General features: G+C 41.3%; 22 protein-coding genes. 5 read left to right on the plus strand and 17 right to left on the minus strand.

The genetic code is table 11. From position 1 onward, the window contains the following. Nucleotides 1-546 precede the first annotated feature (546 nt). The 13 genes from ABEB05_RS11775 to ABEB05_RS11835 are packed head-to-tail and all read right to left on the minus strand — an operon-like array spanning nt 547 to nt 16787. The gene (locus tag ABEB05_RS11775; protein WP_265790377.1) at nt 547-1323 is read right to left on the minus strand and encodes a phosphocholine cytidylyltransferase family protein; all 777 of its coding nucleotides are present in this window, start codon (nt 1321-1323) and stop codon (nt 547-549) included. Next, nucleotides 1323-1994, minus strand: coding sequence for a gamma-glutamyl-gamma-aminobutyrate hydrolase family protein (locus tag ABEB05_RS11780; protein ID WP_265790379.1), 672 nt, complete (start codon nt 1992-1994; stop codon nt 1323-1325). The genes ABEB05_RS11775 and ABEB05_RS11780 overlap by 1 nt, the downstream gene beginning before the upstream one ends. Further along, nucleotides 1991-5101, minus strand: a complete 3111-nt coding sequence (locus tag ABEB05_RS11785) for a PEP/pyruvate-binding domain-containing protein (RefSeq protein WP_265790380.1) — start codon at nt 5099-5101, stop codon at nt 1991-1993. Before ABEB05_RS11785 ends, ABEB05_RS11780 begins: the two co-directional genes overlap by 4 nt. 1 nt (nt 5102) lies before the next feature. Beyond that, nucleotides 5103-5918, minus strand: coding sequence for a formyltransferase family protein (locus ABEB05_RS11790; protein WP_265790381.1), 816 nt, complete (start codon nt 5916-5918; stop codon nt 5103-5105). A gap of 4 nt (nt 5919-5922) precedes the next feature. Next, nucleotides 5923-6177 carry a hypothetical protein gene (locus ABEB05_RS11795; protein WP_345694287.1) on the minus strand — a complete coding sequence of 85 codons (255 nt, stop codon included), beginning with the start codon at nt 6175-6177 and terminating at the stop codon, nt 5923-5925. A 41-nt stretch (nt 6178-6218) separates the two neighbouring features. Beyond that, nucleotides 6219-7487, minus strand: a complete 1269-nt coding sequence (locus ABEB05_RS11800) for a CDP-glycerol glycerophosphotransferase family protein (protein ID WP_265790384.1) — start codon at nt 7485-7487, stop codon at nt 6219-6221. Nucleotides 7488-7492: 5 nt separating this feature from the next. Then, the gene (locus ABEB05_RS11805) at nt 7493-8614 is read right to left on the minus strand and encodes a DegT/DnrJ/EryC1/StrS family aminotransferase (RefSeq protein WP_265790385.1); all 1122 of its coding nucleotides are present in this window, start codon (nt 8612-8614) and stop codon (nt 7493-7495) included. Then, entirely contained in the window at nt 8611-9183 is a 573-nt protein-coding gene (locus tag ABEB05_RS11810; protein WP_265790386.1) for an acyltransferase, read from the minus strand. Before ABEB05_RS11810 ends, ABEB05_RS11805 begins: the two co-directional genes overlap by 4 nt. Nucleotides 9184-9185: 2 nt before the next feature. Next, nucleotides 9186-10046, minus strand: a complete 861-nt coding sequence (locus ABEB05_RS11815; protein ID WP_265790387.1) for a class I SAM-dependent methyltransferase — start codon at nt 10044-10046, stop codon at nt 9186-9188. After that, on the minus strand, nt 10024-10470 hold the full coding sequence (locus ABEB05_RS11820; RefSeq protein ID WP_265790388.1) for a sugar 3,4-ketoisomerase: 447 nt from the start codon (nt 10468-10470) through the stop codon (nt 10024-10026). Before ABEB05_RS11820 ends, ABEB05_RS11815 begins: the two co-directional genes overlap by 23 nt. Next, nucleotides 10460-10870 carry a sugar 3,4-ketoisomerase gene (locus tag ABEB05_RS11825; RefSeq protein WP_425558411.1) on the minus strand — a complete coding sequence of 137 codons (411 nt, stop codon included), beginning with the start codon at nt 10868-10870 and terminating at the stop codon, nt 10460-10462. The genes ABEB05_RS11820 and ABEB05_RS11825 overlap by 11 nt, the downstream gene beginning before the upstream one ends. Further along, nucleotides 10857-11741 (minus strand): glucose-1-phosphate thymidylyltransferase RfbA, encoded by an 885-nt coding sequence (gene rfbA / locus ABEB05_RS11830; RefSeq protein WP_265790392.1) that lies wholly within the window; start codon nt 11739-11741, stop codon nt 10857-10859. Before rfbA ends, ABEB05_RS11825 begins: the two co-directional genes overlap by 14 nt. Nucleotides 11742-11744: 3 nt before the next feature. Next, a complete protein-coding gene (locus tag ABEB05_RS11835; protein ID WP_265790393.1) occupies nt 11745-16787 on the minus strand; it encodes an FkbM family methyltransferase in 5043 nt (1680 codons plus the stop codon). A gap of 445 nt (nt 16788-17232) precedes the next feature. Between ABEB05_RS11835 and ABEB05_RS11840 the strand changes: the two genes are divergently transcribed. The 5 genes from ABEB05_RS11840 (at nt 17233) to ABEB05_RS11860 (ending at nt 21573) form a co-directional block, all read left to right on the plus strand. Next, the gene (locus ABEB05_RS11840; protein ID WP_265790394.1) at nt 17233-17559 is read left to right on the plus strand and encodes a flagellar protein FliS; all 327 of its coding nucleotides are present in this window, start codon (nt 17233-17235) and stop codon (nt 17557-17559) included. A gap of 31 nt (nt 17560-17590) precedes the next feature. After that, nucleotides 17591-18988 (plus strand): flagellar filament capping protein FliD, encoded by a 1398-nt coding sequence (gene fliD, locus ABEB05_RS11845; protein WP_265790395.1) that lies wholly within the window; start codon nt 17591-17593, stop codon nt 18986-18988. Between the two features lie 13 nt (nt 18989-19001). Then, nucleotides 19002-19340 carry a hypothetical protein gene (locus ABEB05_RS11850; protein WP_265790397.1) on the plus strand — a complete coding sequence of 113 codons (339 nt, stop codon included), beginning with the start codon at nt 19002-19004 and terminating at the stop codon, nt 19338-19340. 44 nt (nt 19341-19384) lie between these two features. Next, a complete protein-coding gene (locus ABEB05_RS11855) occupies nt 19385-19732 on the plus strand; it encodes a hypothetical protein (protein ID WP_265790398.1) in 348 nt (115 codons plus the stop codon). A gap of 404 nt (nt 19733-20136) precedes the next feature. Continuing rightward, on the plus strand, nt 20137-21573 hold the full coding sequence (locus ABEB05_RS11860) for a sigma-54-dependent transcriptional regulator (RefSeq protein ID WP_265790400.1): 1437 nt from the start codon (nt 20137-20139) through the stop codon (nt 21571-21573). Between the two features lie 33 nt (nt 21574-21606). Here ABEB05_RS11860 and ABEB05_RS11865 read toward each other — a convergent pair whose 3' ends face one another. The 4 genes from ABEB05_RS11865 to ABEB05_RS11880 are packed head-to-tail and all read right to left on the minus strand — an operon-like array spanning nt 21607 to nt 25776. After that, complete coding sequence (locus ABEB05_RS11865; protein ID WP_265790401.1) at nt 21607-22959, minus strand: tetratricopeptide repeat protein; 1353 nt, start codon at nt 22957-22959, stop codon at nt 21607-21609. 35 nt (nt 22960-22994) lie between these two features. Beyond that, nucleotides 22995-23879 carry a flagellin N-terminal helical domain-containing protein gene (locus ABEB05_RS11870; RefSeq protein ID WP_265790402.1) on the minus strand — a complete coding sequence of 295 codons (885 nt, stop codon included), beginning with the start codon at nt 23877-23879 and terminating at the stop codon, nt 22995-22997. Between the two features lie 7 nt (nt 23880-23886). Then, the gene (gene flgK / locus ABEB05_RS11875; protein WP_265790403.1) at nt 23887-25257 is read right to left on the minus strand and encodes a flagellar hook-associated protein FlgK; all 1371 of its coding nucleotides are present in this window, start codon (nt 25255-25257) and stop codon (nt 23887-23889) included. 3 nt (nt 25258-25260) lie between these two features. Then, nucleotides 25261-25776, minus strand: a complete 516-nt coding sequence (locus ABEB05_RS11880) for a hypothetical protein (RefSeq protein ID WP_265790404.1) — start codon at nt 25774-25776, stop codon at nt 25261-25263. Nucleotides 25777-25799 lie beyond the last annotated feature (23 nt).

Consider the following 25799-nt stretch of genomic DNA (forward strand, 5'->3'; position numbering starts at 1 on the left):
ACTCCCTGTTTGTATTTTACAACCTCTATATCAACAAATTCCTCCCAAACCTCTGTTACTTTTCTAAAGTTGATCTCCCAATTGATTGGGTTTGCTACAAAAGATCGGGCTTTAATCATCTGCTGTTGTGCTGACCGAAAATAATCCACAGGGTCGCGTAAAAATACATACACCTTAATTTCACCAAAAAACTGCTGAAGATAATTTAGATAGTTTTTGATATAGCATTTTTCTGTTATAAAAAGGTACTCAGTGGATATAATATACTCTGCAGGATCAGCTTCAAAATCACGTTCCAGATTAGTGAAATACTTATGACGAATTTAAATTAAGGTATTTTCTCTGTATGAGTTAAACTGACGCGGCCTATCTTTCGGGTCTGCCTCAGTTGCTAAAAAGGTAAAAGATGGTTCGATTGTTTACCTGGGTAGATATATCCTTACGATTTTAACACATCGCTATTCTTGTGAAGAGTATTTTGAATAGATGTAGTGCCCGTTCTATAGGAAACTATATGTAAATGTAGAGTACTCATTGCTATTAAATTTATTGACCTGTGTTTTCTGCAAACGGTTGACTTATTTGATCACTAGCTATTTTGAGGTCTCGGGGCGTATCTACTTCAAACCATCCCCGCTGGATAGGGACATAATGCAACTCTCCCTTAAGAGCAAAATAATTGAGCATATCTGTCATGTATGCATTTTGTAATGTTCGGCCGCTTTCCCATGCATCTGATTTATTTGCAGTAGCATACTCTTCTTTAAGACGCTGGCAACCATTTTCCGAGAATTTGATTAATCCTATAAACTGTCCCTCAATATCATCAGTGGAGGAAGGAGTTTGACCCAAAGATTCTACGCGATTACCCGCCCCTTTTTTAAACGTTTCTGCATCCGAAAGCGGATCGTCACAACGCTGCTGCCAATAAGACAACCATGCTTCGTCAGAAGCTATAACCATATCTTTCTCGCTCTGCAGAAGCTTCTGTAACACTTGCTCGGAATAAATAATATCACCATAGGCTACAATGACATCACCCGACAGGTAATTCTTGGCACAAAAAAGGCTATAAACCATATTTGTGGTATCATATTCTGTATTATGGACTTTTGTTATTCGCGGATCTGCAATTTTCTCTTCTAGATAGCCTGTTACCACTATATTCTTTTCGATTCCAAGCTGAGTTAATAGATCGAGTTGTCGTCCCAACAGGGGTTTGCCATCTACAGGGACCATACATTTGGGCGTGTTATTCGTCAACGGACGAAGACGGGTCCCTTTGCCAGCTGCAAGAATAATTGCTGTATAATCGTTGTTCATTATCTGATAAACATTTTTTTAAAAAATTCGATATCGACACTTCTAAATTTATTATAACGCTCTGGATGCCACATAATACCAGACAGGTTTCCATTAATATCTCGAAATCCTTCGATGTAGTTTTCACATGTGGCGGCAGGGATAAACGCACCTGACAGATTATCTTCTGATATTCCCCAATTGTGATAGGAATTTACACTCATTGAGGGGCCAAAGGTGTGCTGCCATTCTTTCTCTACAATATCAATTTTATGGCTGGTAGCCACATGCTTGGCCGGGTCTACCCTCGATTGTGTTCCCCCGTAATAAGCATTTAAAAACTGACATCCTCTGCAAACACCAATAACCGGTTTTTGATTATTAGTGGCCCATTCGATCAGCTGCATTTCGGTTTGGTCCCGTTCAAGGGCAACATCATCTTTCTGGATCGTCTTATCCGGTATCAACTCTTTCCCCGATATCCCGATATTATTGCCGCCGGAGAGTATGATTCCTTCCACATCTAATGCGGTTATATATTCCACCGGTGCTGACAAATTATTGGGGATAGGTATCAGCTGTACTGCAACTTCTTCGGCAAAATCATACCACACCTGATCCAAAACATCCCGCCGCTCATCGATCTCTTCACGATAAACAACACGCTGTGTTATTCCGATCTTTTTCATCATCCCAACACCTTTATTTGTTTGTTGGTACAATTGAGCTCTACATTTCTTGCTCGTTCTAACTGTTCAAACAACTGCTCACCACAACCAATAGCAGCAGGCAACCCAAATTCCGCACATCGGATTGTCATATGTGAAGCCGCCCCACCATATTTGGTAATTAATCCCTTAATAGAGTGTAAGAATATCCAGTCATATCCCGGATCGGCGCCTTCGGTCATTACAATTTTATCCTTTAAATCCTTTTTATCTTTAATTTCCGAAAGTTTACAAATCGGTGCCGTAATAACCTTTTCCGTAACATAATTAGGTTGTGATCTACGATGTTCAATGACCTCGAGATCACTGGTGGAAATAATTATATGCGGGGTCTCGATTTTATTCACTTCTTTATACCAGTGCTTTCCTTCCTGAATTTTCTGTTTGGTGTACAACTTTGGACGTCTTTCCACACTCAGGGTATTGAGCCTCAATAAATCTTCAATGAAAAGATATGAGAGCTCACTTCTATCGAATCCTAACTCTCCGCCCCATTTAGCCAACAACTTAAGAACTGCACTCACATTCTTAGTGAACTGAAATTTAGCATACTCACGTGCAGCGGTCGCCTCCCCTACATATTTCAACAGTTTATGAGCACTGAATCCCATCCCCATATTTTTAATTTCATTATCAATGGCTTCTATGGTTTCCCGATTAAATGTAAAGCCCGAACCACCTGAAGCTCTGGCTTTACTCTTGGCAGACGGTGAAGAACGCTTAACCGCTGGGAAATACTGTTCCGGATTTTCATCGTAGCTGTAAGAGGTTATGTCATAGGTACCTGGACGCAAATGACCATACTCATCGAGGAAGTCTTCCCGTGTAATCGTCCCATTCTGCACCTTTCCCATTGCTTCTACAAAACGACCTGCCACTGTTTCTATGGAATTCAAAAACTTCAATCGCTCCTGGTCAGTAATAACCTCTCGCTGCACAAATCCGCGCATCATAGATGAGGCGATAAATCCATAGCGCGCCAGAATTGAAAACGGACGTGTACCATGCTCCTTACAATCATCCAGGAGGGTGTGTATGAGTCCGGGAATTTCGTGATGAACAAAATCGTCTTCGAGCAAATGCTCCCGAAACGGGTCTAAGTCTTCGGTTTCGGAAACAAGTTCTTGCACTGATAGACCATGCTTGCCCGTCACGGCATCTTCCGTCAATACCCGCAGATGATCTTTTAACTCATCAATTTCTGAGTCATTAAATCCATCCTCTCTCAGGCGATCGAGATGGTGCTCAATATCCGGGCTATAACAGGTGATTGCGATCTCAAATTCAATCTTGTCATGCAGCTCAGGATATTGATTGAGACGCTGCAAATAATGATTTACTATCTTTTCTGCGATATCATCCCTTAAACCATCAGGAATTAAATTATTAAAACTATTCCGCACATCGATATACGGATGTCCCCCGATACAATACATAAGCTTGGCAGGAACTGGATTCCTATATCCCATTTGGGCACGGGCATTTCGCCATGTGGTATCCGTAATCAAATATTGATACAACGAAAGAGCTAATGGCTTGGGACGAACCCCGATCATCTCGGCGGGATTCCAGTCGGGCATATCGGCCAATATTGTTGTTTCCCCTAACAAATGCGGATAATTTCTGAGCCTTGAAGATACTTTTTGCTTAGCTCCTTCCAACATCTCTGTAAAGTGAGTGTCATTGGATTGCTTATCATGAATAGTTATCGGACGCACCTGCACAATATACAACTCATCATTATGGGTCAGTACAAACTCAATATCCAATGACCGGTATCCTGTAATTCTTTCCAGCTCTTCAATAGCATCAACTACTTTGACAATACGTTCATCTTTCAGTTCATAATCACCATTTTTATATAATGAGATCGATTTTGTATTAGCCGATGAACCTGAAGTAACGGTATCTGTGCGGCTGCTTTCATCATCATAGTTAATTACATAATAGGGAGTCGCGTTTTCGAGATGCCTTGAAAAAGCTACCCCACTCATAGCCACATCCGTAATAAAGGGCTGTACAAGTACTTGGTTATCGGAATTGTATTGGGCTGATCCGTTTTGTTGAAATCCTGTAATTACATCATTAATCCCTTCCTCCAGGGCATGAGTATCGGCTCCCTGAATACCAGCTACACTTAAAAATGCTCCTGCCTGCGAAGCTTCCCATGAATCTTCTTCGAGTGAACTGCTGCGTATAATGAGCTTTTCGTCTGCAAACTGCCTTTGAATTTCATTGAGCAGCGAATCGCTCTCTTTTTCCCACTGCTCCAAGGGAAAATGTATTTGATCACAGACTTGCGACTTGCTAACAAATGGTTGTATTCGCTCAAGTGTTTCTGCTTTCGTACCAAACACAAACTGAGCCAAATCCTCCTCAGAATCGAGCTCTGCCCATAATCCACGATGATCGTGGGTGGTTATCGGGATATCCCATTGGTGATATATAAACTGTAATAGATCGGATAAGCTATCATTATCCGACAATAATCCCCGGTCATTCTCCACCAATTGCATATATAACTTATGGACAATATGCTTTTTCAGCATTACCAATCCTGAAAACTGGGCATCTGCCTGTAGAGGACCAATTTCTTGGCGACCGATGTTTTTTAGCTGATGATCTTTGAGCTGTACCTTTTCGGCCTGCTCTTGCAGATAGCCGTGCTGAATCCGCTTTCTCCACTCCGTATCAATCCCGATTGTCACCGGACTGTTATACTGCAACAGATCATTAAAAACCCGGGGGCGGAAAATAGTATCCGCGTACGTAAGTAATACATCACCCCCCTTCCACGATTCCAATGCATAACGGAGAGAGCCGATAACATGCGTAGTGGCCCATTGGGGATTTACCGTATAATGTAAATCCGGATACTCTTCAATCACTTCCTCAATCTTATATCCTCCAATAAATGATACACAATCTCCTTCAATACCTGCCTGCCTTAATCCATTGATCGTCCAATCAAGTACTCGCTGCCCTTTGATGAGCTTTTCGAGCACTAACTGATCATCCGGACCTGCCAGCGTACTTTTGGTATGTGCCGCGCCAAATATAAAAACCTGCATATCAGCCCACCATTTTCATTTTCAATTGACAAAACTTATTAATTGCCTGAGGCAATAAGGCATCATGCATGAAATAGTATGATTTACCTTCTGAGAGATCCTGGCTGGTTGAGGCCCAGCTGTCGGGATTAAGGGCTTTATCAAAAAGATTGCCCAGCAAATGAGCCCTGTAATGAGGATCCACATAGTTTATGAGAAGGTCTCTTGTAACATTTGGTCCAAGTTGCTTACTATCAATATCAAAATGTGGCAATGGATAGCTACGCTGCCCAATCACATCCCCGGTATCAATTCCTGCATTCATAAAGAAAGCACTCATCCCAATCTGGTTTTGCACCAGGGCACTCCAAAGCAGGCAGTCGGCGCCCCGCACATCCGGAACAAGACCGGGATGGATATGGATAAACTTCTTTCCACAATTCAAGATTGGTCGTCGCAGGATCCCCCCTCCACAGAAAATGGTGTATTTTTCTTCCACCGAATCCCTCAAAAAAGCCTTTAGCTTTTCGTCATTAATATGATCAATAGTAATATTTTGACGTTCCCATCCTAAATCATCTAAAACTCTCTCTGTAGAAAGCGTTAGGTCACCCGTAAATACTTCTCTTGCTTTCAATTTATTGTTTATCCCGCTGATCAGGTTAGAAAACTTCTTATCGGACAGTCCTTCTACCTTATTCGAATAACTGCTATTGCGCCAGTTCAATCGTATTATTCTTGATGGACGCAGTCCCAGGTTGCTTAATTTATTGATATAGGCCTTCGTGATATTATGTGCCGTGGCCAATAATAAAACACCGTCTAATTTCTTATCCATTATATTACAATTTGATTTCAGGTAACTCCATATCTGCCAAGTCCCCTATTTTTAAAGCAGTATTATAAAAGCGGATATCTTCTTGTTTTACTGCTTGCAGACAAAAACTGATCGCCAGCCGACAGTATTCATCCCGTGTTAACTCTTTCGTTTCCACTGGATTTTTTATCTCATCATCGTAGCTGAAAAACATTTTTTTATCTAATTCAAATCTTCGCATAAGCTTCTCAAATACACACAATTCAGAACTGTCACTCATCTGCATCGGGCTTATTATGTCCATCACTTCAACCATAAATTTCAACCTTTAATCATCATTTTAATGTAATTGACAATATTTTTAGAAGCGGGCTTGCCATTGCCTGCTTTTAAGTGCTGGCCTACAAATTGAAGGCGTTCTTTTTGCATGGGATCACGTCCTTTCAACACCTGGCTTTTAACAAATACGTGAATATCTTCGGTATCTTTGGCGTGATAATGATTATCCAGCGCCATCTTACCAAATTCATGCAATCGGCTATCCACATTATCATCATGCAACAGATATAAAGCCGGCTTTGATGTGGATAAATACTCGGCCATAAACGATGAGCAATCATGAATCAAAGCATCAGAAGTTAAAAACAGATCAGTATAGTCCGACTGTTCTAACAAGCCATTCTCTACCTCATCCCAAAACTGGTAGTAATGATCGGCTCGCACTTTACCCCATTCCTCATCTTTATAAAGCTTCTCCTTTAACATCGGATGCGGTTTAAAGGCAATTTGAATATGATCGGCATACTCACGAGCCATATCTTTAAATACAGCGTGATACTGCTTGAACGTCGAATAATTGAGCCCTTGTCCCTGTCCATCAATGGTGTGATGCGGAGCCCAGATAATTTTTTTATGGTCTGTAAACGGCCAGGGATCCGAAACGGAATCGGCAGATTCATACAAGAAATTATCCAGCTGAGGATAGCCGCTGACAACCACATTCTCTGCATTATTTCGCGCATACTTTTGAGCATACCGCTTGTGAATATCCGTCTCATAAAAATTACGCCATACCAAATTGTGAAACGGACCGTCGTAGTTTCCTCCCTCCTTACCATTGGTCGTAAAAAAGTATGGCACATAGCATGATAAAGAATCCGTAAAGTGATGGATCCGATATTGATCTTCGGTATAGTCAAACGGCACCGAAAAAAAGACAATATCAGGCTGGACTTTCTCCTTTATATTAATCCAGGAATCATTTCTTTCATCATAGGTCTTAATAGTCTCGTATCCCTTCGACTCCATCAGCTCGCAAGTATCATTCATTTCTTCCAACATCTGCTTTTTTCCTTCCCGCAAATAGGGACATACAAAAACAACAGGGTTAAAAAATGGATCCTGATCCATAAGCTGATAGATACGATCATACTTCCATATGGATCGATGAATCACCTGGAAACCCACAGTAATGACAGACTTATTTTTCAATCTTTTTAAAACCTGTTCATACCGCTGTTGATATTGCCGGATCTGATCCGCAATTGATATATCAGTATATTTTCTTTTTGCAGCAGGTATATTGTCCATGACTTCTAATAACTTTCTACCGCCTGCACTACTTGTTGCAGATCTTCGCGTTTTAATACTGGACTCATGGGCAAGCTTACCACTTCACGGTGTAACCGCTCGGTAATCGGTAATGACAAATTCTGCAGCTTAGGATAACCTGCCTGCTCATTGGGTGCTATGGGATAATGTATAGAGGCCTCCACTCCGTGTTCTTGCAAATGATTAATAAATTGATCCCGATTTTTTACCCGGACGACAAACAGATGCCACACATGGGATTCATCTTTCAGAACTGTAGTGGCATTTTGCTGCCCGGGAAGCTCTATTTTTTCATTGCTGATATTCTCCAGGTAAAAATTCGACACTTCCCGACGCCGCTGGTTATCATCCTCCAGTCCTTGTAATTTGACGCGGAGTACCCCTGCCTGCAGCTCATCCATCCGGCTGTTAAATCCTTTATGCTTATACCGATATTTCGAAGCGGCTCCATAATTTCCAAGCATCCGGCAACATTCGGCCAGTTCCTGGTTATCTGTACAGATGGCCCCGGCATCCCCCATGGCTCCCAAATTTTTGCCCGGATAAAAACTAAAGGCTGCGGCATCACCCAGCGAGCCGATCCTTCGCCCCTTGAAACGTGCTCCGTGGGCCTGGGCAGCATCTTCTATTAACTTCAGGTTATATTTATCACATAATTTCTTAATCTTTTTCGAATAGGCATTTTGCCCATATAAATGGACAATCATAATCGCCTTCGTTCGCGGGGTGATGTTTTCTTTAATTAAATCTGGATCGATGTTATAGGTCTTCTCATCGGGTTCAACCAATACCGGTTTTAAATCCGAATCCGTGATAGCCAAGATGGAGGCGATAAACGTATTGGCTGGTACGATCACCTCATCCCCATCTTTACAATGGCCCATCACCTGATAGGCTTTCAAAATAATTTTCAGAGCATCTAATCCACTACCAACCCCAATGGTATAATCAACTCCTATAAAATCAGAAAACTCCAGTTCAAAAGACTTTTTCTCATCCCCTAAAAGGTACCATCCCGAACTAATAACCCGGTTCAAAGAAGCCTGAATATCATCTTCGTACCTCTTGTTATAATCTTTGAGATTTAGAAATGGTACATTCTTCATGCCTTAATCAGCTTTTTATTGTCTTCTATCCATTTCTGTTTGTTGCTGTCAATCCAAAACCCGTTACGTTCTTCCATCTTTGTACCATCATCATTTACCCAGCCAACAATTCTGGCTGGTTGTCCAACGACCAACGCCCTTGCCGGTACATTTTTAGTAACCAGTGCCCCCGCGCCAACCATGGCATACGGCCCAATCTCCGTACCGCCTAAAATAATCGCCCCCGCTCCAATTGAGGCATGATTATAAATATGTGTCTGCTGAAAATCCTCCGGATACTGTTTAGACCTTGGGTTTTTGTCATTAGTAAACGTCACATTGGGACCAATAAAAACCTGATCCTCAACGCGTAGTCCGTCCCAGAGCTGTACTCCACTTTTGATGGTTACCTCATCTCCCACACGCACGTTGTTTTCAATAAAAACATGGCAACTAATGTTGCACTTGCAACCGATCTGGGCATTCTGGAGAACAACTACATATTGCCAGATATGAGTATCTGTCCCAATATCCTCAGTGTGGATATCGGATAAAGGATGTGCGTAATATGTTTTACTGAATCTTCCCATTATTAATAATGATATTTGCTTCGGGCTTTTTCTAAAGAAAAGTCAAGCGATGTTGATTCAGATTTTTCTTTTTTCCTTCTGAATATTGCAAACAGTTTATCAATGTCTACATCAAAAAAAGCTCTAACCATCTTATGATCTACCAGCTCAAAATATTTTGATGCAATTTTAAATTTTCCTTCTAAATCGGCATCACCTCCATCGATGTCATGGCTTTCAAAAAACAATATCCCATCCTCTCCTAAAATCTCATATATCTTTTTGATATATGATTCAAAACCCATTTCTAAGTTGCCATCGATGGTATGGTGGTTTGACAATGAAAAAACTACGTCATATTCACTTTTAAACTGATGATCTATAAAATCATTGCTGATAAATTCTATATTTTCTCTTTCTAAAAATTTCTTGGTCGCCTCCCCCATTTCAATCAAATAGGGGTTAAGTTCTATGCCATCAACTTTCTCAAAGAAATCTGATAAATAGCAGGTCAAAAACCCCGCATTACTGCCGATATCTAAAGCCACCCTATCCTTACTAAAGAATTCTTTTATCCCATACTTTTCTATTCTCTCTTCTGTTGGCTTAATCCCATTTATTCCTATTCGCTTGTACCCCTGATAAAAATATCCATCACAATACACAATGGACTCCCACTCCACCATTTGTTTCTTTTTAAGTCTATTTAACTTTTTATGCAGCGGAATTAACTCGGGATGATCTTTTGTATAGGCTTTATCTTTTTTCTCTAATCGTTTTCTTATCTCACGATAACGTTTCACATTTTTACTTTTCCCTATATAGAATAGAGGCTCAAAGAATCGGTAGTGTCTTAGCTTCCTAACTAATTTCTTTAAATGCATTTTCAATATTTCTTTTATAACGCTTAAATTCTTCTTTATCACGGATGTAATCCGTCTCTTCATATTTTTCTGAAGCAAGTACCAAGCAGATTGCTCCGGAAGAAAAATTGTGTAATTCACGCCAAAGTCCGGGTGGCATATAAACTCCGTAATAGGGACGTGATAAGTTAAATGTCTTATTGGTGGTACCGTCGCTCAACATCAGATCAAAACTGCCACTGGCCGCTATAATCAACTGTTCAAGTTCTTTATGTGCATGACCCCCACGGTCCTCGCCTCCCGGGATATCATATAGATAATAGACTCTGTCAATAGTAAAGGGTATAATTCCTTCCCAGTTATTTATGGCCGTAATATTTCCCTTTTCATTAAACACTTTTGGCAATTGTATTAACGTCGAGTCATAAACAGTACTAGTTTGCATAAAGCCCCCTGTACTCATCAAAATCTCTGATATAATCATCTTCTGTAAATTTCCTGTCCGAAGCGTGTAAAGAGAGTGCATTTGTAGAAAAATTATCAAGATGGCGCCATTTCTTAGGCGGCAAATACAATCCATAGTAAGACCGATTAAGTCGATGACGTACTTCCTTTCCATCCGGCTGTGTGACGACTACGTCAAAACTACCGCTCAGAGCTACAATAAATTCCTGTTGTTCATAATACGCATGTCCACCACGAGTTTGTCCCCCGGGCACATCGTAGGTCCAGAAAACACGTTCTATTTCAAAGGGAATTTGATTTACATCTTCAAAAAAAGTGAGATTGCCCCTTGGGTCTTTCTCTTTGGGCAACTCTATAATTTCAACTTCAGACATAGGCATGTTCTTCCTTTTGAATAAGTTGCTGCAGGTATCGGCCGTACCCACTTTTGTTTAATTCAAAAGCCATCTGGGCTAAGTCTGCCGATGCAATCCATCCCTTTCGCCAGGCAATTTCTTCGGGGCAGGCTATCTTGAGGCCTTGACGCCGCTCAATAGTTTCCACAAATTGAGATGCTTCACTCATAGCCTCGTGTGTTCCCGTATCGAGCCAGGCAAACCCTCTTCCCAAGAGTTCAACATCAAGATCTTCCCACGCTAAATACTGTTTGTTGATGTCCGTAATTTCCAACTCACCACGGTCAGATGGTTCCAATGTTTTAGCTACATCAACTACCCTGTTATCATAAAAGTACAGACCAGTAACCGCATAATTACTTTTGGGAGTATCCGGTTTCTCTTCTATGGACTTGACTTTTCTATTTTCATCAAATTCTACAACTCCGAACCGTTCAGGATCACTTACCCAATACCCAAAAACCGTAGCGCCACTCTCACCCTGAACGGACTTTTGCAGTTTAGGCTGGAATCCCTGACCGTAAAAAATATTATCCCCTAAAATCAGACTTACATCATCGTCTCCGATAAAGTCTTCGCCAATGGTAAAAGCCTGTGCCAATCCTTTGGGCTCAGGCTGTACTGCATACTGCAAATCAATGCCCCAGCTGGAACCATTTCCCAGCAAACTCTTAAAGCTTTCCTGGTCTTCCGGTGTCGTTATAATCAATATTTCCCGGATATCAGCCAGCATTAATACCGACAGCGGATAGTATATCATCGGCTTGTCATAAACCGGCATCAATTGTTTTGATACTGCTTTTGTTAATGGATATAAACGGGTGCCCCTACCCCCGGCAAGTATGATTCCCTTCATTTCTTATTTCATTTCTTCGGTTATTACTTCAATTATACTTTGAGCATGATTTTCTGCCGTAAACTCTGCTCCTATGATTTCACATCCACGATCCACTTTTTCCTGAAGGTCTTTCCAATCCTCTTCCAGATAGTCCACCAGGTTCTTCTCGTTAGACTTTTGATCAACAATCCCTATAGCATCTTGACCGAATAGAGTCGTTTCCAATGCTTCGTTAAAGTCTGAAATCACAAAAGAACCATTACTAATACCTTCATATACTCTAGGATGAATATTATCCAGGTAAGTGGGATTACAATTGAATACAACCTTGGAATTGCGATAAAACTGGTTGAGCTTTTGCTTACTGATTTGCCCAACCCATTCTATATTATTCTTACCTTTTAATTCAGGAATTACTTCTGCCAGTTTCTCATTTGCTGTTATAACAGCCCGGTATTTTTCGGGTAGAAAACTAAGCTGTTCTCTGAGCATCTTAATACGGCGATCTTTTCGGATCATCCAGTCAACCAGACTCAAAACTCTAAGCCAGCGAAAATCTTCTTTTGTCTTAGTGTTCCCGAATGGGTATTGGCCTCCGAATTCCGCTTGATAAAGCTCGGTAAAAATGGTCAAAATAGATGTGCGATAATTCCCAACAGCCTCATTATATAATGCCATTCCAAGGTCTTTTTGCCTTCGTCCAATTGCTTGCAACTGCTGTGCAAGGGATTCTTGATTACCAAAAAACTTGTGCAAACCCCACGGAACAAGCACATCAACAGGTCGGCTACCTATTGACTTAAGATCACCATTTTGTACCGACAAGGGAAAGAGATTGCCTATCTGTTTTACAGCAGTATTAGGAAAAATTTGCTCCATCTCTTCTTTCAATGAAGGAATTGATGTAAGGAAAACTGTTCTATCTGCGCTATTTACAATTCTGCTCCACATAAAATCGGTATAAGGGTGATCTCCTAGGAAAGCAAAAACGGGTATATCCAACAGGTCAAAAATATTTCCGGAAACTCCCATATCAGCATGTACTTTCAGGTCATATCCCATTACGCCTGAATAGCAGGCATAGCCATCATTATCTTTTACTTTGGATAGGGCATCTAAGAATTCGGGGCCTGAAGAAGAAATAAGGCTTGTTTGGATTCCCTTTTTCTCGATTTCCTGAGCTACTTTCCGGGTCCTTATCTCATGAATACCATGAGCGCCCCCCTTCTTGCCAGGATAACCCAAATACAAATGTTTAAGACCATTTACAGTAGTGGAGTGACCATTAGAGGTCACGGAAATAGTCGATAGTTCTTTACTATCACTTGCACTCCAAAACCACTGATTCCGTTTTATATCTAAAACCTCTTCATTTTCTTCATTAGATAATCTAATACTCTTCCAAAGTTCACTATTAAGCTCCGGATTTCCTTCCAACGCTTTAAGCATCTGTTTTTCCTGCTCTCCACTCATATAAGTCGACGGATTTTTCAGCATAATCCAGGCCTCTACAATGCGTACCGTTAGCCATTTGGGAAAATCAGTCTGTATATCTGCCTCATCCTGCTCTTGAAGCGGGGGAAGAAAAGGCAATTCAACTGAAATATCTTTCCCGGAATTCACCGTTTCCATCAGTTCCTTCATCATTTCTACGGCCTGGGTTCGTTTGCCTAACTGATTCATTACGCGAACATAGGTCATAGCAGCGGAGATCCCTGCCTGGCCGCTATTAAATAAGCCAATCAATTTTTGGGCAGCCGCCAGCATGGTCGCTCCTTTGCGCGACTGGGATTGAGCATCACCTGCACTTACCTCCATCTGCTCGGCAGCACAAATCATGGTTAGGGCCAGCATATATTCTTCATGGTCTCCGGAGGCGACTTTCTCTTTCCAGCCCTCCATCAGGGAATCAGTCCATGGTAAGGTGCTCAATATTTCTTTCCATAATGTACTCTCCGGGTTTTCGGGGGTCGCCGTTTCATCGAAAATCCATCCTGCTTCTTTAAATTCATTAATTCGACTTTCTTTAATCGCGACTATATTCATTGTATATGGGTCAACCCCTGCTTCAGGGTCATGGCCAGATAATACTCCGGGTCCCGGGATATATTCAAACAGAACATACCCCATACTAGTCAGCTGCTCTCGCAATACCGCCAGACTTTCTTTATTCTCTCCAATAGACGCCAATATGATGGGTTCAGCTGTTTCAAGTGTTTTCGCAGCCCCCTGCAGCATCTCCGCCTCCATGCCATTAACATCTATCTTCATGATGTGTATTTCCGGTTTCCCCGCAAAATTCCACCAGGCATCGAGAGTCGTTATCGAAACATCCTCTTCCCCATCCTTATCAATAGTGTTAAATTCGGGGCTTTCGGCTATCTTTAACTTACCTTTACCAATTTCTTGTCCCAACCCCCGTTTTATAATCTCAAGTTGGGTAAATCCATTTTCTGACTTGCTCATCTCCAGGTACTGACTAGCTATCGCACTGGGTTCAAAAGCATATACTGCTCCCTCACCGCCTACCTTTTTTGCCATAGGCAAAGCATAAGCACCGAATGAGCCCCCCACATCTACTACCTGCATGCCGGGTTGCAGGTACTGTCGGATAAAATCCAGTTCCGGTTCAAGCCATTGCTCTTGCTCCAGCAGTACGTACGGGGTAAGCATCTTAAGATCAGAAGGCGTACAGACCGTCACACCATCTTTGGTTTCTATATAATAGGTCTTGTTTTGTTGACCATTCAAATCCTTTGTGACTTGCTGACCATTCGCCGGTGTCTTTGTTATCATTTCTTCTGCCGCTATAGGTTGTTGTATATCCTCGGATGGTGTTTTGTTTGATTCTTCTCCTAATACAGAGTTTGTATTATCCTCGTCTTTTATCGTAATAAGAGGGGTGGTATCAGGTCCATCGGTCAATTTCTCAATCATCTCTTGAGGTAATGGTTCAATCTCAATGTGATCCTGCCATTCTTCCACCTCATTTTCATATCCATCTACCCACTGCTCCCACATTTTCTGGAAAGCTACCGAGAGGTGAGCTCCAAAGCGCTTACCGTCGCAAACCGGTGAATTTAGCAACTGGTTTCTAAGTTTAAACCGCCATTCCTTTAACTCTTCCAAATTGCTGGTCAAACCAATAGCCTTTCGTGTATAATCATCCCAACTGTCGACAACCCATTGCTCTAATCCCGCATTAATTAAATGTGTGGTAGAATGCCGTCCAGCGAAAGTAGGTCCGGGCATGGTAATAACGGGTACGCCCATATAAAGAGCCTCACAAGTGGTCAAACCTCCTGAATATGGCCAGGGATCAAGCGCAATATCAACCTTATTATAAGCGCCTAAATGATCATCGTGGGAAGTATGCCCCTCAAATTCGATGCGATCCTCAGCAATATCCTCTTCTTTCATAACTTCCAGGATTTGCTTTCGGAATGAGGCTGTATCATACTGCTTGCTCTTCAGGTATAACCGACTTTGGGGCACTTGATGCATAATCTCCGCCCACTGTTTCAATACTACCTCATTAACCTTGGTAGGGTTATTAAAACACCCAAAAGTAATATACTCATTCTTCTTAGCCGGCAGCTCCCCTACTTCCGGAGCGTAAGCCGGGGGCGTAAAGGTAATGTAATCGTCCGGCAGGCGCACTAATTTTTCGGTATAGAACGGTTCTTCGCCCTCCGGACTTTCGTGCCAGTCACTGATCAGGTAGTCGAAGGCTTTCAGTCCGGTAGTATTAAACAATCCGCCTACCCATTTTACGATAATAGGCGCTGGTTCATGGGCCATTACCTCAAGACAATTTTCGGCTGAATGTCCAGATAAATCCACCAATATATCCAACTCGTCTTCACGAATAATTCTCTCAATGATTTTGGAGCTATATCCTACTACCGACCGCCATACTTCAATATTTTGGTGAATTCGACGGGTTACAAAATCAAATTTATTATTAGTCGTGTAGCAGTAGATTTCAAAATGATCTTCCGACAACTGTTCCAGCGCCCCCGAAATCATCCATCCCACCGGATGGCTGCGAAATCCTCCGGAGACAAAACCGATCTTTAACCGTTTATTCCCAGCCTTGCTATCAGGTAAAGCCCTTACTATATTATCTTGGGAAATGAACTTTTTTCCTAACCGGAGGTGTTCTTTAAAAATATGCTCTCTATTATTTTTGGGATTGTAATGTAATCCCATCAGATAGTTAGAGATAGCTGCCAAATTACTGTTAGTATCCTCAATCGCGCGGCGGTAATGCTTTTCGGATTCTTCAAACCGACTCACTTCCTGAAGACAAAGTGCATAGTTTACTCGCAGAGCTCCGTAATCTGGCTTTTCTTTGAGTAGTTTTTCGTATAACTGTATCGCCCTGTCATAATCTCCTTCCGACTTATAAAGTTCTGCTTCACTGATTTCAATAGGTGTTAGGTCACTATACATATCTTTTGCTTCAGATATCCATTTATGGGCTTTCTTATAATTCCCTTTCTTTTTATAGATATCAGCCTTCTCCAGAATAGCACGTTTATGGTCTTTCTCGATCTTCAAAGTTATATCGAATAGTTTCAGAGCTTGTCCCAAATCACCCTGATCCCGGTAAATTTCACCAATTCTAAAAGCAACTCCGGCATTTTTGGGATCCAACTGGTTGGCTTTCTGATAACACCGCAGGGCCTCATCAAGCTTGGCCTGCGAGCGGTACACCGATCCCAGATTCAGCCACGCTTTCAGGAAATCAGTTTTCCGCTCAACTGCTTCTTTCCCGTACCGCTCAGCCTTTTCGAACTGACCCAAATTATAATAATTGACCGAAAGCATATGATAGGTTTCCGGTTCTACTGATCCTCTCTTAATGGCCTTTTCAAAATACTTGGCGGATGATTCATATTCCGCTTTCTGGGAAAGCGCGATACCCATCATATGGTTGGGTATCCATGCATATTCCGGTGTACTATTATGATTTCGCAACAAAGGACGCAGTTCGGCAATAGCCTGATTGGGCTTTTGCCACTTTAAATATTTTTGGGCCTGTTCAATTTTTTTCTTCACCGGCTAAACTGTCTATTAGCGTTCAGTTTGGTATCACACCCTTTCTATTCGCAAATAAAATGCCAGCACCTATCAACGCTCCTAAATAACTTCTAAAGAGATACATGCGTATTTATTTTAGTTGGTAGACGGAAATAATTTCTTGCAAGAGGGAATAATTAGCAGGACAAATGAAATACATTAAAGCTTGACGACCTCTGGTTATACTCACTTCATCATCAAAATAGATCGAACAGCGGATCTATATAATATGAAATGACCTCAGCTACAATAAGCAGTATAATTACCGAAATCTGGCATATTCTTTGAGTGTATTTATATACCGGGTATCATGTACATTTAGTATTAAAAACTCCTAATGAGGATTTTATTTAAGTTTTTCCGGTAAAAGCCGATAACTACAGATACTTGGTATTGAAAAATATTCTTGTAACCCAATAGACCTATGCAGAATCCACAAAAAGTTTATCAACGACAAGCCGTAAAGAATGCCTCCCCCATGCAGCTGGTTGTCAAACTGTATGACCTAGTACTACAGGCTACATACCGCGAGGATGAAGAGCGTGTTAAAGATATTCTTGCAACACTTATAGAAAGTTTAAATTTTGATTATGAGCCTGCTGATGAGTTATTTCAGCTTTATAAATATTGTCAGGATCTTGCCCGAAAAAAGGAATATGGAGAAATCAGGGAGATACTGGAACCTCTGCGGGATGCCTGGGATCAGGCTGCAAACAAAGAAAAGGGAAGTAGAAACGGTATCTCGGCTTAAGAAAACTTTTTAACGAATAAACAGGTTGGCCATGAATTCTATTAGCAGTCTTATACAGCAAACCAATCCCTACGAGCAGTTTGTACAACAGCTGGTAATGATCGAAAGCCAAAAAAAGTTCAAGCTGGAAGATCAGCGAAGTACGCTAAACAAACAGCAGTCGGCCTTAAGTAACGTCAGCTCTGTTATCTCTAATTTTACTAATAAAATTGACGAACTTAACAGTGCCACTTCAAATAGCTTTAATCCGCTAAAAGCTACTTCAAGTGACGAAAGCGTAGTGCGAGTAGATTCCATCTCGGGGATGACCGAGCCAAATAATTATGACATTACGGTTAACCGGAAAGCAACCAAAGATATTATGCTTTCGAATGTCATAGACGGAACTGCAACAGATCTTGCTGGATTTGGAGACGGATCAGTAGATATCACTATTGGGGACAAAACCGAAACGATTTCAGTCACGACTACTAATGATGACGGGACCACCAAAACGAACCAGGAAGTTTTGGAGTCATTTTCTACTGCTATCAATGATTTATTAGGTGAAAAGTCGGACAGCGACGTTTTCCAGATCGATAATGACGGCAATGTTCAGCTTTCTATTAAAAGTACTGAAACCGGCTATGATGAACGCATACAGTTCAGTAATGCTAGTGGGGTTCTCGCAGAAGTCACCGGTAATATGACACACCTCGAAACCAATACCCAAAATCTGGATTCCGAATTCACGGTTGATGGAATTACCTTCACCCGAGGACAGAATACTGTAGAAAATGCCATTTCGGGCATGACCTTCACGCTTCTGGATGATCCGGGTACGCAGGAACAAATTTCTGTAACGAAAGATGTAGAAACAGCCAAAGATAATATTGACGATTTCATCTCTACCTTTAATGAGATGAATAAGAAAATCCGAAACAATACCTTTATTAATGGAGAAACCGGGAATAAAGGTCCCCTGCAGGGAATGCGATCTATCCGAAACCTGACAATTAACTTGCGCCAAACGGCACTGACGGATATGACTGCAGCAGCAGATGGCGAACTGGATAATCTGATGGATATTGGGCTTGGATTTGAAAATGACGGAACCATGAAGATTGAAGACGCCGACCTTCTTGAAAAAGCACTCACGGATCGCCCGGAAGAAGTTCAAAAACTTTTTACCGATGATACTTCACCAGTCATGGCTATGTACAATCAGGCGGAAATTTATACCCAGACCAATGGAGTCATCTCTTCGCTGGAAAGCGGGCTGGACCAAAAGATAGACTTCATTGATAATCGAATCGATTCTGAAAACCGATACCTGGAAAAATATGAGGAGCGCCAGCGGCAAGAATTTGCTGAACTCCAACAAATTCAGGATGATGGACAGCGACAGTTTAATGCAATCATGAATTATCAATCATCCTTGGGCTTCTAATAATATTTAATATATGAAGTCAATTATCTTCCATCTACGCAAGCTTGTAAGAATTAACAGGCAAATATTGAATGAGCTTAACAAAGATGAAGCTTCCACAAACACTATACGCGGAGCTTTCGAAGAACGCGAGAAACATATTAAAGAGATGGGAGAGTTAGTTCCTGAAATTAACAAAGTCGATATTTCTGATGAAGAATCTGCTACTATCGAAACTCTTTTTGAGAAGTTTGGAAACCAGGCAGAAAAGATACAGAATGCGCTCGATCATATTGTTAAGAGTTCACGTGATCATCTGGGCGATGCTATTAAGCGCCGAAAGGCAGAAGAGGGCTATCAATCTTTAAAATAAGTAGATAATTCAGTAAATTAATTCTAAAACTGAATAACAGCATTATGGATATCAATAAAATTGAAAACCGGATCAGTGGCAGTAAGTTTAACAAAACAGATGCTGCATCAAAAGGACAGGAAACTCCCAGTACGCTAGGAAAATCCCAAGCGGGAGACTCACCAAAAGACAAGGTTTCTCTGGGCGACTATCCTTTTAGGAATAATGATCAACTTTTTGCAAAACTTGAATTGGAAAAACTAAACGAATCTTCATCAGAACGCCTGCAAGAAATAAAAACGCAATTAAAGGAATTTAAGGAAGCTGGCGAAGCCTCAAACGAAACAGCCTTGGGACAGAAAATTAACGATCCTTCTGTTTGGGAAGATATAGCACATAAAATCCTGCAATAAATAGGATTCTTCGATTAAATTCTATCATTTTCCTAAGTACTTTCTTTAACGACTTTTAGAATCGAATCCCTTTCTTTCGATTAAACATTTCTCCTTGGACCTTCCCGGGGATTAATCCTCATTTCCTTTCCTTATTAAATAAATTCAAGACTACTTACTCCTAATTTAGAGTGTTAGTTCTAGTACTATTTTTGTATTTTGAGGGCTATAAATATAATTTTGGGATTTGTGCTATTATAACGGCCTATATTACTTTCAAAAACACTATTTTTCTTTCGAGTTTCTTTGATAAAAGCTTTTAATATTAATTAAACGTTTATATCGGGGGATAACCAGATAAATCTACAGACGATCATTATCTCCCCTTCCAGTTTTCCCTGAACGGAAAACAAAATGAGTTATCTATGAAAAACCACGTATTGATAGTTGAGGATGATGAAATGCTCCTCGAATTCCTCGAGGAAAATTTATCTGTTAATGGTTATAAAGCAACCGCCTTTGAATCCCCAACTGGAGCTATTGAATTCCTTGAAAATAACGGTGTAGATCTTGTTCTCACCGATGTTAAAATGGATGACATGACTGGGGACGAAGTACTTTCACATGTACTGGAGAACCATCAGGAGACCGGCGTTATCATGATGACGGGATTCGGGAACATCACCCATGCGGTCCGGGCGCTGCAAAAAGGAGCCTTCGATTATATTACCAAGCCTTTCAAGGCCAAGGAAATTATTTTCCGGATTGATCGCTATTTTGAAGCCGGCTCTGCTTTTAATAAGCAGCACAAAATAAATGCCTTTACCCAGGATAAAAAGCAAAAAGAACCTAAGAAAACGGCGGAGGAGTCTTCGGAAGAGGTTATCCAACAGGCCGAAAAAAGATTTATTGGAGAAAACAGGCAGGTCAATCAGCTGATGGATATTCTCCCTAAAATTGCAACGAGCACGGCGCCTGTAATGATCCAGGGGGAAAGTGGTACTGGGAAAGAGGTTTTTGCAAACCTTATTCACAAGAATAGCAACCGCTCTGATGCTCCCTATATCAAGATTAATTGTGCAAATCTTCCCCGGGAATTGGTAGAAAGCACGCTTTTTGGCCACGTTAAAGGGGCGTTTACAGGAGCAATATCCGATCAAAAAGGGGCTTTTGCAGAAGCCCACGGAGGCACTATACTTCTTGATGAGATTACTGAAATCGATATCCAGATACAGGCCAAACTTTTGAGAGTACTGCAGGAGAAGGAATTTCGGCGGGTAGGCAGCCAAAAGCCTATTGAATGCGATGTGCGAGTCATCGCAACTTCCAACCGTAACATTGCGGAAGCCATAGCCGACGGGAAATTCCGTGAAGACCTTTACTATCGGCTGAATGTTTTCCCTATTTCTATTCCTCCCCTTAGAGAACGAAAGGAGGACATTCCATTATTGGTGGATTATTTTATCAACCGGTATACTGAAAAATATGGGCTGGAATCCAAGGAGGTATCTGACGATCTCATGGAGGTCCTTATTGATAGAAAATGGAACGGCAATGTTCGCGAGCTGGAAAATAAAATTCATCGCGGTGTAATCCTGTCAAAAGACAACGATGTTATTACGCTGGATCATGTCGAACAAAATATGTTCGCCAAACTGGATCTGGAAGTAAGTGAGGAAGTGCTTTCTGACTTACCCCTTATGTCTATTGAGGATATGGAGCTCCAGTTGATCAAAAAAGCGCTCGAACATACCCAAGGTAATCAAAAAGAAGCGGCTGAAATACTGGGCATCACGGATCGTACCATCCGAAATAAGATAAAAAAAGCTTCTTCCAATGATAATAATGAAGAAAGTCAATAAAATGGCTAATCAGACAGAATACTAAGGCGTTTCTTATACAATATTCGCAACGATATTCCGGGCTTTATCCAAGCGATTCGTTTTGGTCAGCACAACTATTAAACGCCTTTTAAAAGTCTGATCTTCCGGATAGGCATTGTGCAGTTTATTATAGACATCAGCAACAAAACCATACCATTCCTGCGCCATAAACATATCCATAATATCATTCAGCTCTTCTTTCTGCTTTTCATCAAGCTGATCAGGCAATACATTTTTAAATAAACGATTAAACAGGTGAACCGATCGTTCAAAATCAGATAGTTCAATAGACAAGACCAGCACTTTATATAAAAGCGATCGATCTACATCTCCCCTCTTATATGTAAATAATTCTTCAAAATAGTCCGAAGCTTTCTGTCTATTTCCGGCCTTTAAGGCGATATTGGCTAGATTGACTAATGTGATTTCACCATTCATAATTTTATCAAAGCTGGCTCTGGAATAGAGCGACTGCCGCTCAAAGTATCTCCGTAATACCGCATGCGCTTTCTGCCATTCCTTTTGGAGCTTATGAATTTTATACTGAATAAGATAGGGAAGCGACTGCAAGGGTTCCGCCTTTATGGATTCCTGGGTAAGGGTCATCGCTTTTGTCCACTTATGTTGCTCTGCCATACAACTTGCCAACCCGTTAACGGCTGCTAACCTGTCGAATGGAAGAAGTTTCTTTTTCTTTAACAGCTGACGATACTGGGCTGCCGACCGGACATATTTTTTCTCCTGGAAATAACGGTCTCCCTGCACAAGGTATAGCTTGGGAGCATAATTTTTCACCGAAAGTTCTTCCTCTACATCAATATGTGCAACGGGGCTGCTTTCTCTTTCGATTAAAATAGGTCGATTGTACAGCTTTATATCCTTTTCCCTGATATACCGGGTACAATCCGGTAAATTTTGTCCTTCGTATAATGACTCTCCGTCGATATCCGTATTTACCAGCCGCATTTGGTAAAACTGCCTGATGCTACCACCGCCGACTTGACGAATTAAGGCGGGGCTCCACACATTAGAAGCTAATGACTCCTCTTTTGGAAAATCACTAAAGCGTATTTGCTCATCATCTTCTACAAACAACACCCACTCTTTTTCCGCCCTCCTGACCAATCGGTTCCATATTTCTGAACGTTTTTTATTATCATTAGCATAAGAATACCAGGCAACTTCTTTAGGTAGTCTGGCAGGCCGCTTTCCTTTTCCGGCAACCGTGACATTACAAAACTTTTGAGCCCAATCCTTAATTTTTTGACAGTCCAGGTACTTCAAATCAGATAAAAACACAACCAAGTCGGCCCAGCTTATCGCTTCTTCTCTTTTAGTTAAAGCGGAGGTAAGTTGATACTTCATAAAACGATATTCTTATATTAAATAAATTTATAGAATCAGATATAGTTAAGCAGAACATTCTTAAACATCTTGCTGTGTGCCGCTATTGCAGATTCGTAAGCCACCTGATTTCGCTGCAACTTAGAAAAAGCTTCGGCATAGTTTGTATCTACCAGCTCACTTACATCCGACTCTTGTGTAATCTTTGTGGATTCGTACTGTTCAAACATAAAATCCATTCGATTGATATTATCCCCCAGCTTTGAGGTCAAATTAGTTACGTGTTCTATGGTTTCATCCCCATCAGGTAATAAGTCATTTAGGGCTTCATCATCATTGTTTCTCAGAGCGTCCTCCACATTTCCGATGATATCAAAGAGATCACCGGCGTCTGTATTCGCAATCTCCTGCCCCGTGATACTTATATCAATTTCAACGCCGTCTGCTGCAACTATATGGGGTGCTTTATTATTACTGTTATTTGTAACCACACCACCGGCTAGCTCAAATGGCTTGTCCCCACTATTCGTACCGGCAAACAGATAACGATCACCATACTGGGAGTTCAGACTATCCACGATGCGTCTGCGGATACCAGAAATCTCATCGGCCATTGATTCCCGCTCACTTTCGCCAACGGTGTCCGAGGCTCCCTTCACCATTATATCTTTAACCTGGATAAGACTGTCGATTACGCCATTCATGGTATCCTGAGCAAGCCGGCCCTGGCGCAGTCCACTATTAATATTACTCTGATACTGCTCGGTCTTCTTAAGATTTCCTTCTATAATCCTGCTGCTTTGAAAAGAAACCGGATCCTGAGACGGAACCCGAACACTACGTCCGCTCGACAGGTCGGACTGTATTCCGGCCATCTCTCGACGATTCTTATTCACATCCCGCATAAAACTATCAAACATTGTTTTTTGAGTAATACGCATAATAAATCTATCTGACTATACTGATTAAGGTGTCGTACATTTGCTGGGCTGAACTCATAACTTTAGCCGCTCCCTGATAAGCATTTTGAAACTTGATCATTCGACTGAGTTCTTCATCGATGTTAACTCCTGCTGTTTCTTCCTGCTGTCTTTTCAGCATCTGAATCTCCGAATCCCGGGCTTCTATGGCAGAGCTAAGAGCACTTAGCTCTTCACCGGGCTTACTTATAATTCCCACTGTGTATTCTGTAAGACGTTGATTAGTCGTAGAGTCACCAATAATCTTTTCATTTCTCAGGTTGGCTATTTGAGAGGCTACTTCTCCATTCCCTTCTTCTCCGGCCGTATCTGATGCTGCCAGATGTCTCGGGTTATCGACAATAGCCTGATTAAGCTTGATATTTTCAGCTGTTGTACCGGCGGGATCAAAAAATGCCCGCTGAGTATTGTCTTCAAGTCCATAACCACTGCTATGGAGATTGTTAATCTCTGTTACCACCGTAGAAGCGATATTATTAAGCTTTTTCTTAATCTCAGGAATACCCTCTTCATACATCTCAATCTCCGCTCCTATTTTTCCTCCCTGGGGCTCTATCACGTAACCATTATTTAACCGCAACCGAAATTTCTTATTTACGTCATCAATTTCGGCCCGGATATTATAGGCCTGATCTTCATCCAGAACTTTATGGCCCCCTATCTCAATTTGAACTGCTCCCGTATCCGTTACCTGGCTTTCAAAGTCAACCAGCTCAGAAAGCTCTTGTAACTTTGCCACTCTTAAATCCATACTGCTATGGTCGGGCTGTCCTTTAGCCTCACTTTGCTTGATTGAATGATTTAGTTCATTAATATTATTCAACAGACTATTGATAGAATCCAGCGTCTTACCCGCGAAGTTTTGCACCAAATTACCTGTTTCATCAATACTGCGACTCATCTCATGCAGCTTGCTGTTAAACTGCTGGGTTTCATTGATAAGATTATTTCTTACACTTACATCCTGTGGATTACTTGCAAGCTCCGAAAAATTATCGAATAACCCCCCAATCTGGCTATCCAGATCCTCTCCATAGTCGGTAACCATGGTTGCTTCCAGTTTTTCATATATTTCTGACTTTTTCTCCAGGTAGCCCAAATCCTGCTGCTTTTTATTGAGCAATACATCATTCATTCCATCGCGCAGGCGGCTTACATCGTCTATGTTTACTCCAAGTCCTGCGTGAAAGCCATCTATTTGCATACCATTGGGCGATTTTTCTACCCGCTGACGGCTATAACCGGGTGTGTCGGCATTAACAATGTTGTTTGAGGTAACCGACAAAGATCGTTGCGAACTTTGCAGGCCACTTTTCGCTATTTCAAATAATGATCTCATAAATTATGCTTCTTTATTTACTGCCATTCCGGATGAAATATCTTCCTTTCGGCCACCTGGACTATAATGTGTATTCTTGCGGTTATTTAAACTGTAAATAGCATGCATTAGACTCGCATTTCTATTTAGAGCAAAATCCAGTAGGTCCACCACCCGGTTATGCTTTCTCTTAAGCTTCAGGGCTTGCTCCTCAATTAGTTGTTTCCATTCATCAATAGTGGATGTGGCGTTAGGAAATAGTTTCTTTAATTGGTCCATTTGTACCTCCTGCTCTGCCCCTTCGGGTAAGTTCAGAATCTGGTATAACTGTTCTACAAAATTCTCTTCCTGTTCGTTAAACCGTCCCCGGAGATCGGAATATTCTTCCGTATACTTTTCGATCTCTTCATTATTAGCAGCAACAATTGCATTAATTTGCTTATCCATAACCGCTAACATTTTTTCGGCTATATGTTCCAGTTCATCTATAATGCTTCCCATCTCTTGAAATGACTCACGTACCCTTTTTTCTGATTGCATGGTATTTAGTTATTTACTGTCTA

The organism is Fodinibius salicampi (assembly GCF_039545095.1).
GTDB lineage: Bacteria > Bacteroidota > Rhodothermia > Balneolales > Balneolaceae > Fodinibius > Fodinibius salicampi.

Bases quoted from the DNA above. Each gene is read 5' to 3' on its own strand.
- ABEB05_RS11870 (WP_265790402.1), bottom strand. From the start codon at position 23,879: ATGCGTATTACTCAAAAAACAATGTTTGATAGTTTTATGCGGGATGTG.
- ABEB05_RS11840 (WP_265790394.1), top strand. From the start codon at position 17,233: ATGCAGAATCCACAAAAAGTTTATCAACGACAAGCCGTAAAGAATGCC.
- ABEB05_RS11855 (WP_265790398.1), top strand. From the start codon at position 19,385: ATGGATATCAATAAAATTGAAAACCGGATCAGTGGCAGTAAGTTTAAC.
- ABEB05_RS11790 (WP_265790381.1), bottom strand. From the start codon at position 5,918: ATGGATAAGAAATTAGACGGTGTTTTATTATTGGCCACGGCACATAAT.
- ABEB05_RS11865 (WP_265790401.1), bottom strand. From the start codon at position 22,959: ATGAAGTATCAACTTACCTCCGCTTTAACTAAAAGAGAAGAAGCGATA.
- ABEB05_RS11780 (WP_265790379.1), bottom strand. From the start codon at position 1,994: ATGATGAAAAAGATCGGAATAACACAGCGTGTTGTTTATCGTGAAGAG.
- ABEB05_RS11880 (WP_265790404.1), bottom strand. From the start codon at position 25,776: ATGCAATCAGAAAAAAGGGTACGTGAGTCATTTCAAGAGATGGGAAGC.
- ABEB05_RS11805 (WP_265790385.1), bottom strand. From the start codon at position 8,614: ATGAAGAATGTACCATTTCTAAATCTCAAAGATTATAACAAGAGGTAC.
- ABEB05_RS11800 (WP_265790384.1), bottom strand. From the start codon at position 7,487: ATGGACAATATACCTGCTGCAAAAAGAAAATATACTGATATATCAATT.
- ABEB05_RS11820 (WP_265790388.1), bottom strand. From the start codon at position 10,470: ATGCAAACTAGTACTGTTTATGACTCGACGTTAATACAATTGCCAAAA.
- flgK (WP_265790403.1), bottom strand. From the start codon at position 25,257: ATGAGATCATTATTTGAAATAGCGAAAAGTGGCCTGCAAAGTTCGCAA.
- fliD (WP_265790395.1), top strand. From the start codon at position 17,591: ATGAATTCTATTAGCAGTCTTATACAGCAAACCAATCCCTACGAGCAG.
- ABEB05_RS11860 (WP_265790400.1), top strand. From the start codon at position 20,137: ATGAAAAACCACGTATTGATAGTTGAGGATGATGAAATGCTCCTCGAA.
- ABEB05_RS11810 (WP_265790386.1), bottom strand. From the start codon at position 9,183: ATGGGAAGATTCAGTAAAACATATTACGCACATCCTTTATCCGATATC.
- ABEB05_RS11825 (WP_425558411.1), bottom strand. From the start codon at position 10,870: ATGCCTATGTCTGAAGTTGAAATTATAGAGTTGCCCAAAGAGAAAGAC.
- ABEB05_RS11795 (WP_345694287.1), bottom strand. From the start codon at position 6,177: ATGAGTGACAGTTCTGAATTGTGTGTATTTGAGAAGCTTATGCGAAGA.
- ABEB05_RS11815 (WP_265790387.1), bottom strand. From the start codon at position 10,046: ATGCATTTAAAGAAATTAGTTAGGAAGCTAAGACACTACCGATTCTTT.
- ABEB05_RS11850 (WP_265790397.1), top strand. From the start codon at position 19,002: ATGAAGTCAATTATCTTCCATCTACGCAAGCTTGTAAGAATTAACAGG.
- ABEB05_RS11785 (WP_265790380.1), bottom strand. From the start codon at position 5,101: ATGCAGGTTTTTATATTTGGCGCGGCACATACCAAAAGTACGCTGGCA.
- ABEB05_RS11775 (WP_265790377.1), bottom strand. From the start codon at position 1,323: ATGAACAACGATTATACAGCAATTATTCTTGCAGCTGGCAAAGGGACC.
- rfbA (WP_265790392.1), bottom strand. From the start codon at position 11,741: ATGAAGGGAATCATACTTGCCGGGGGTAGGGGCACCCGTTTATATCCA.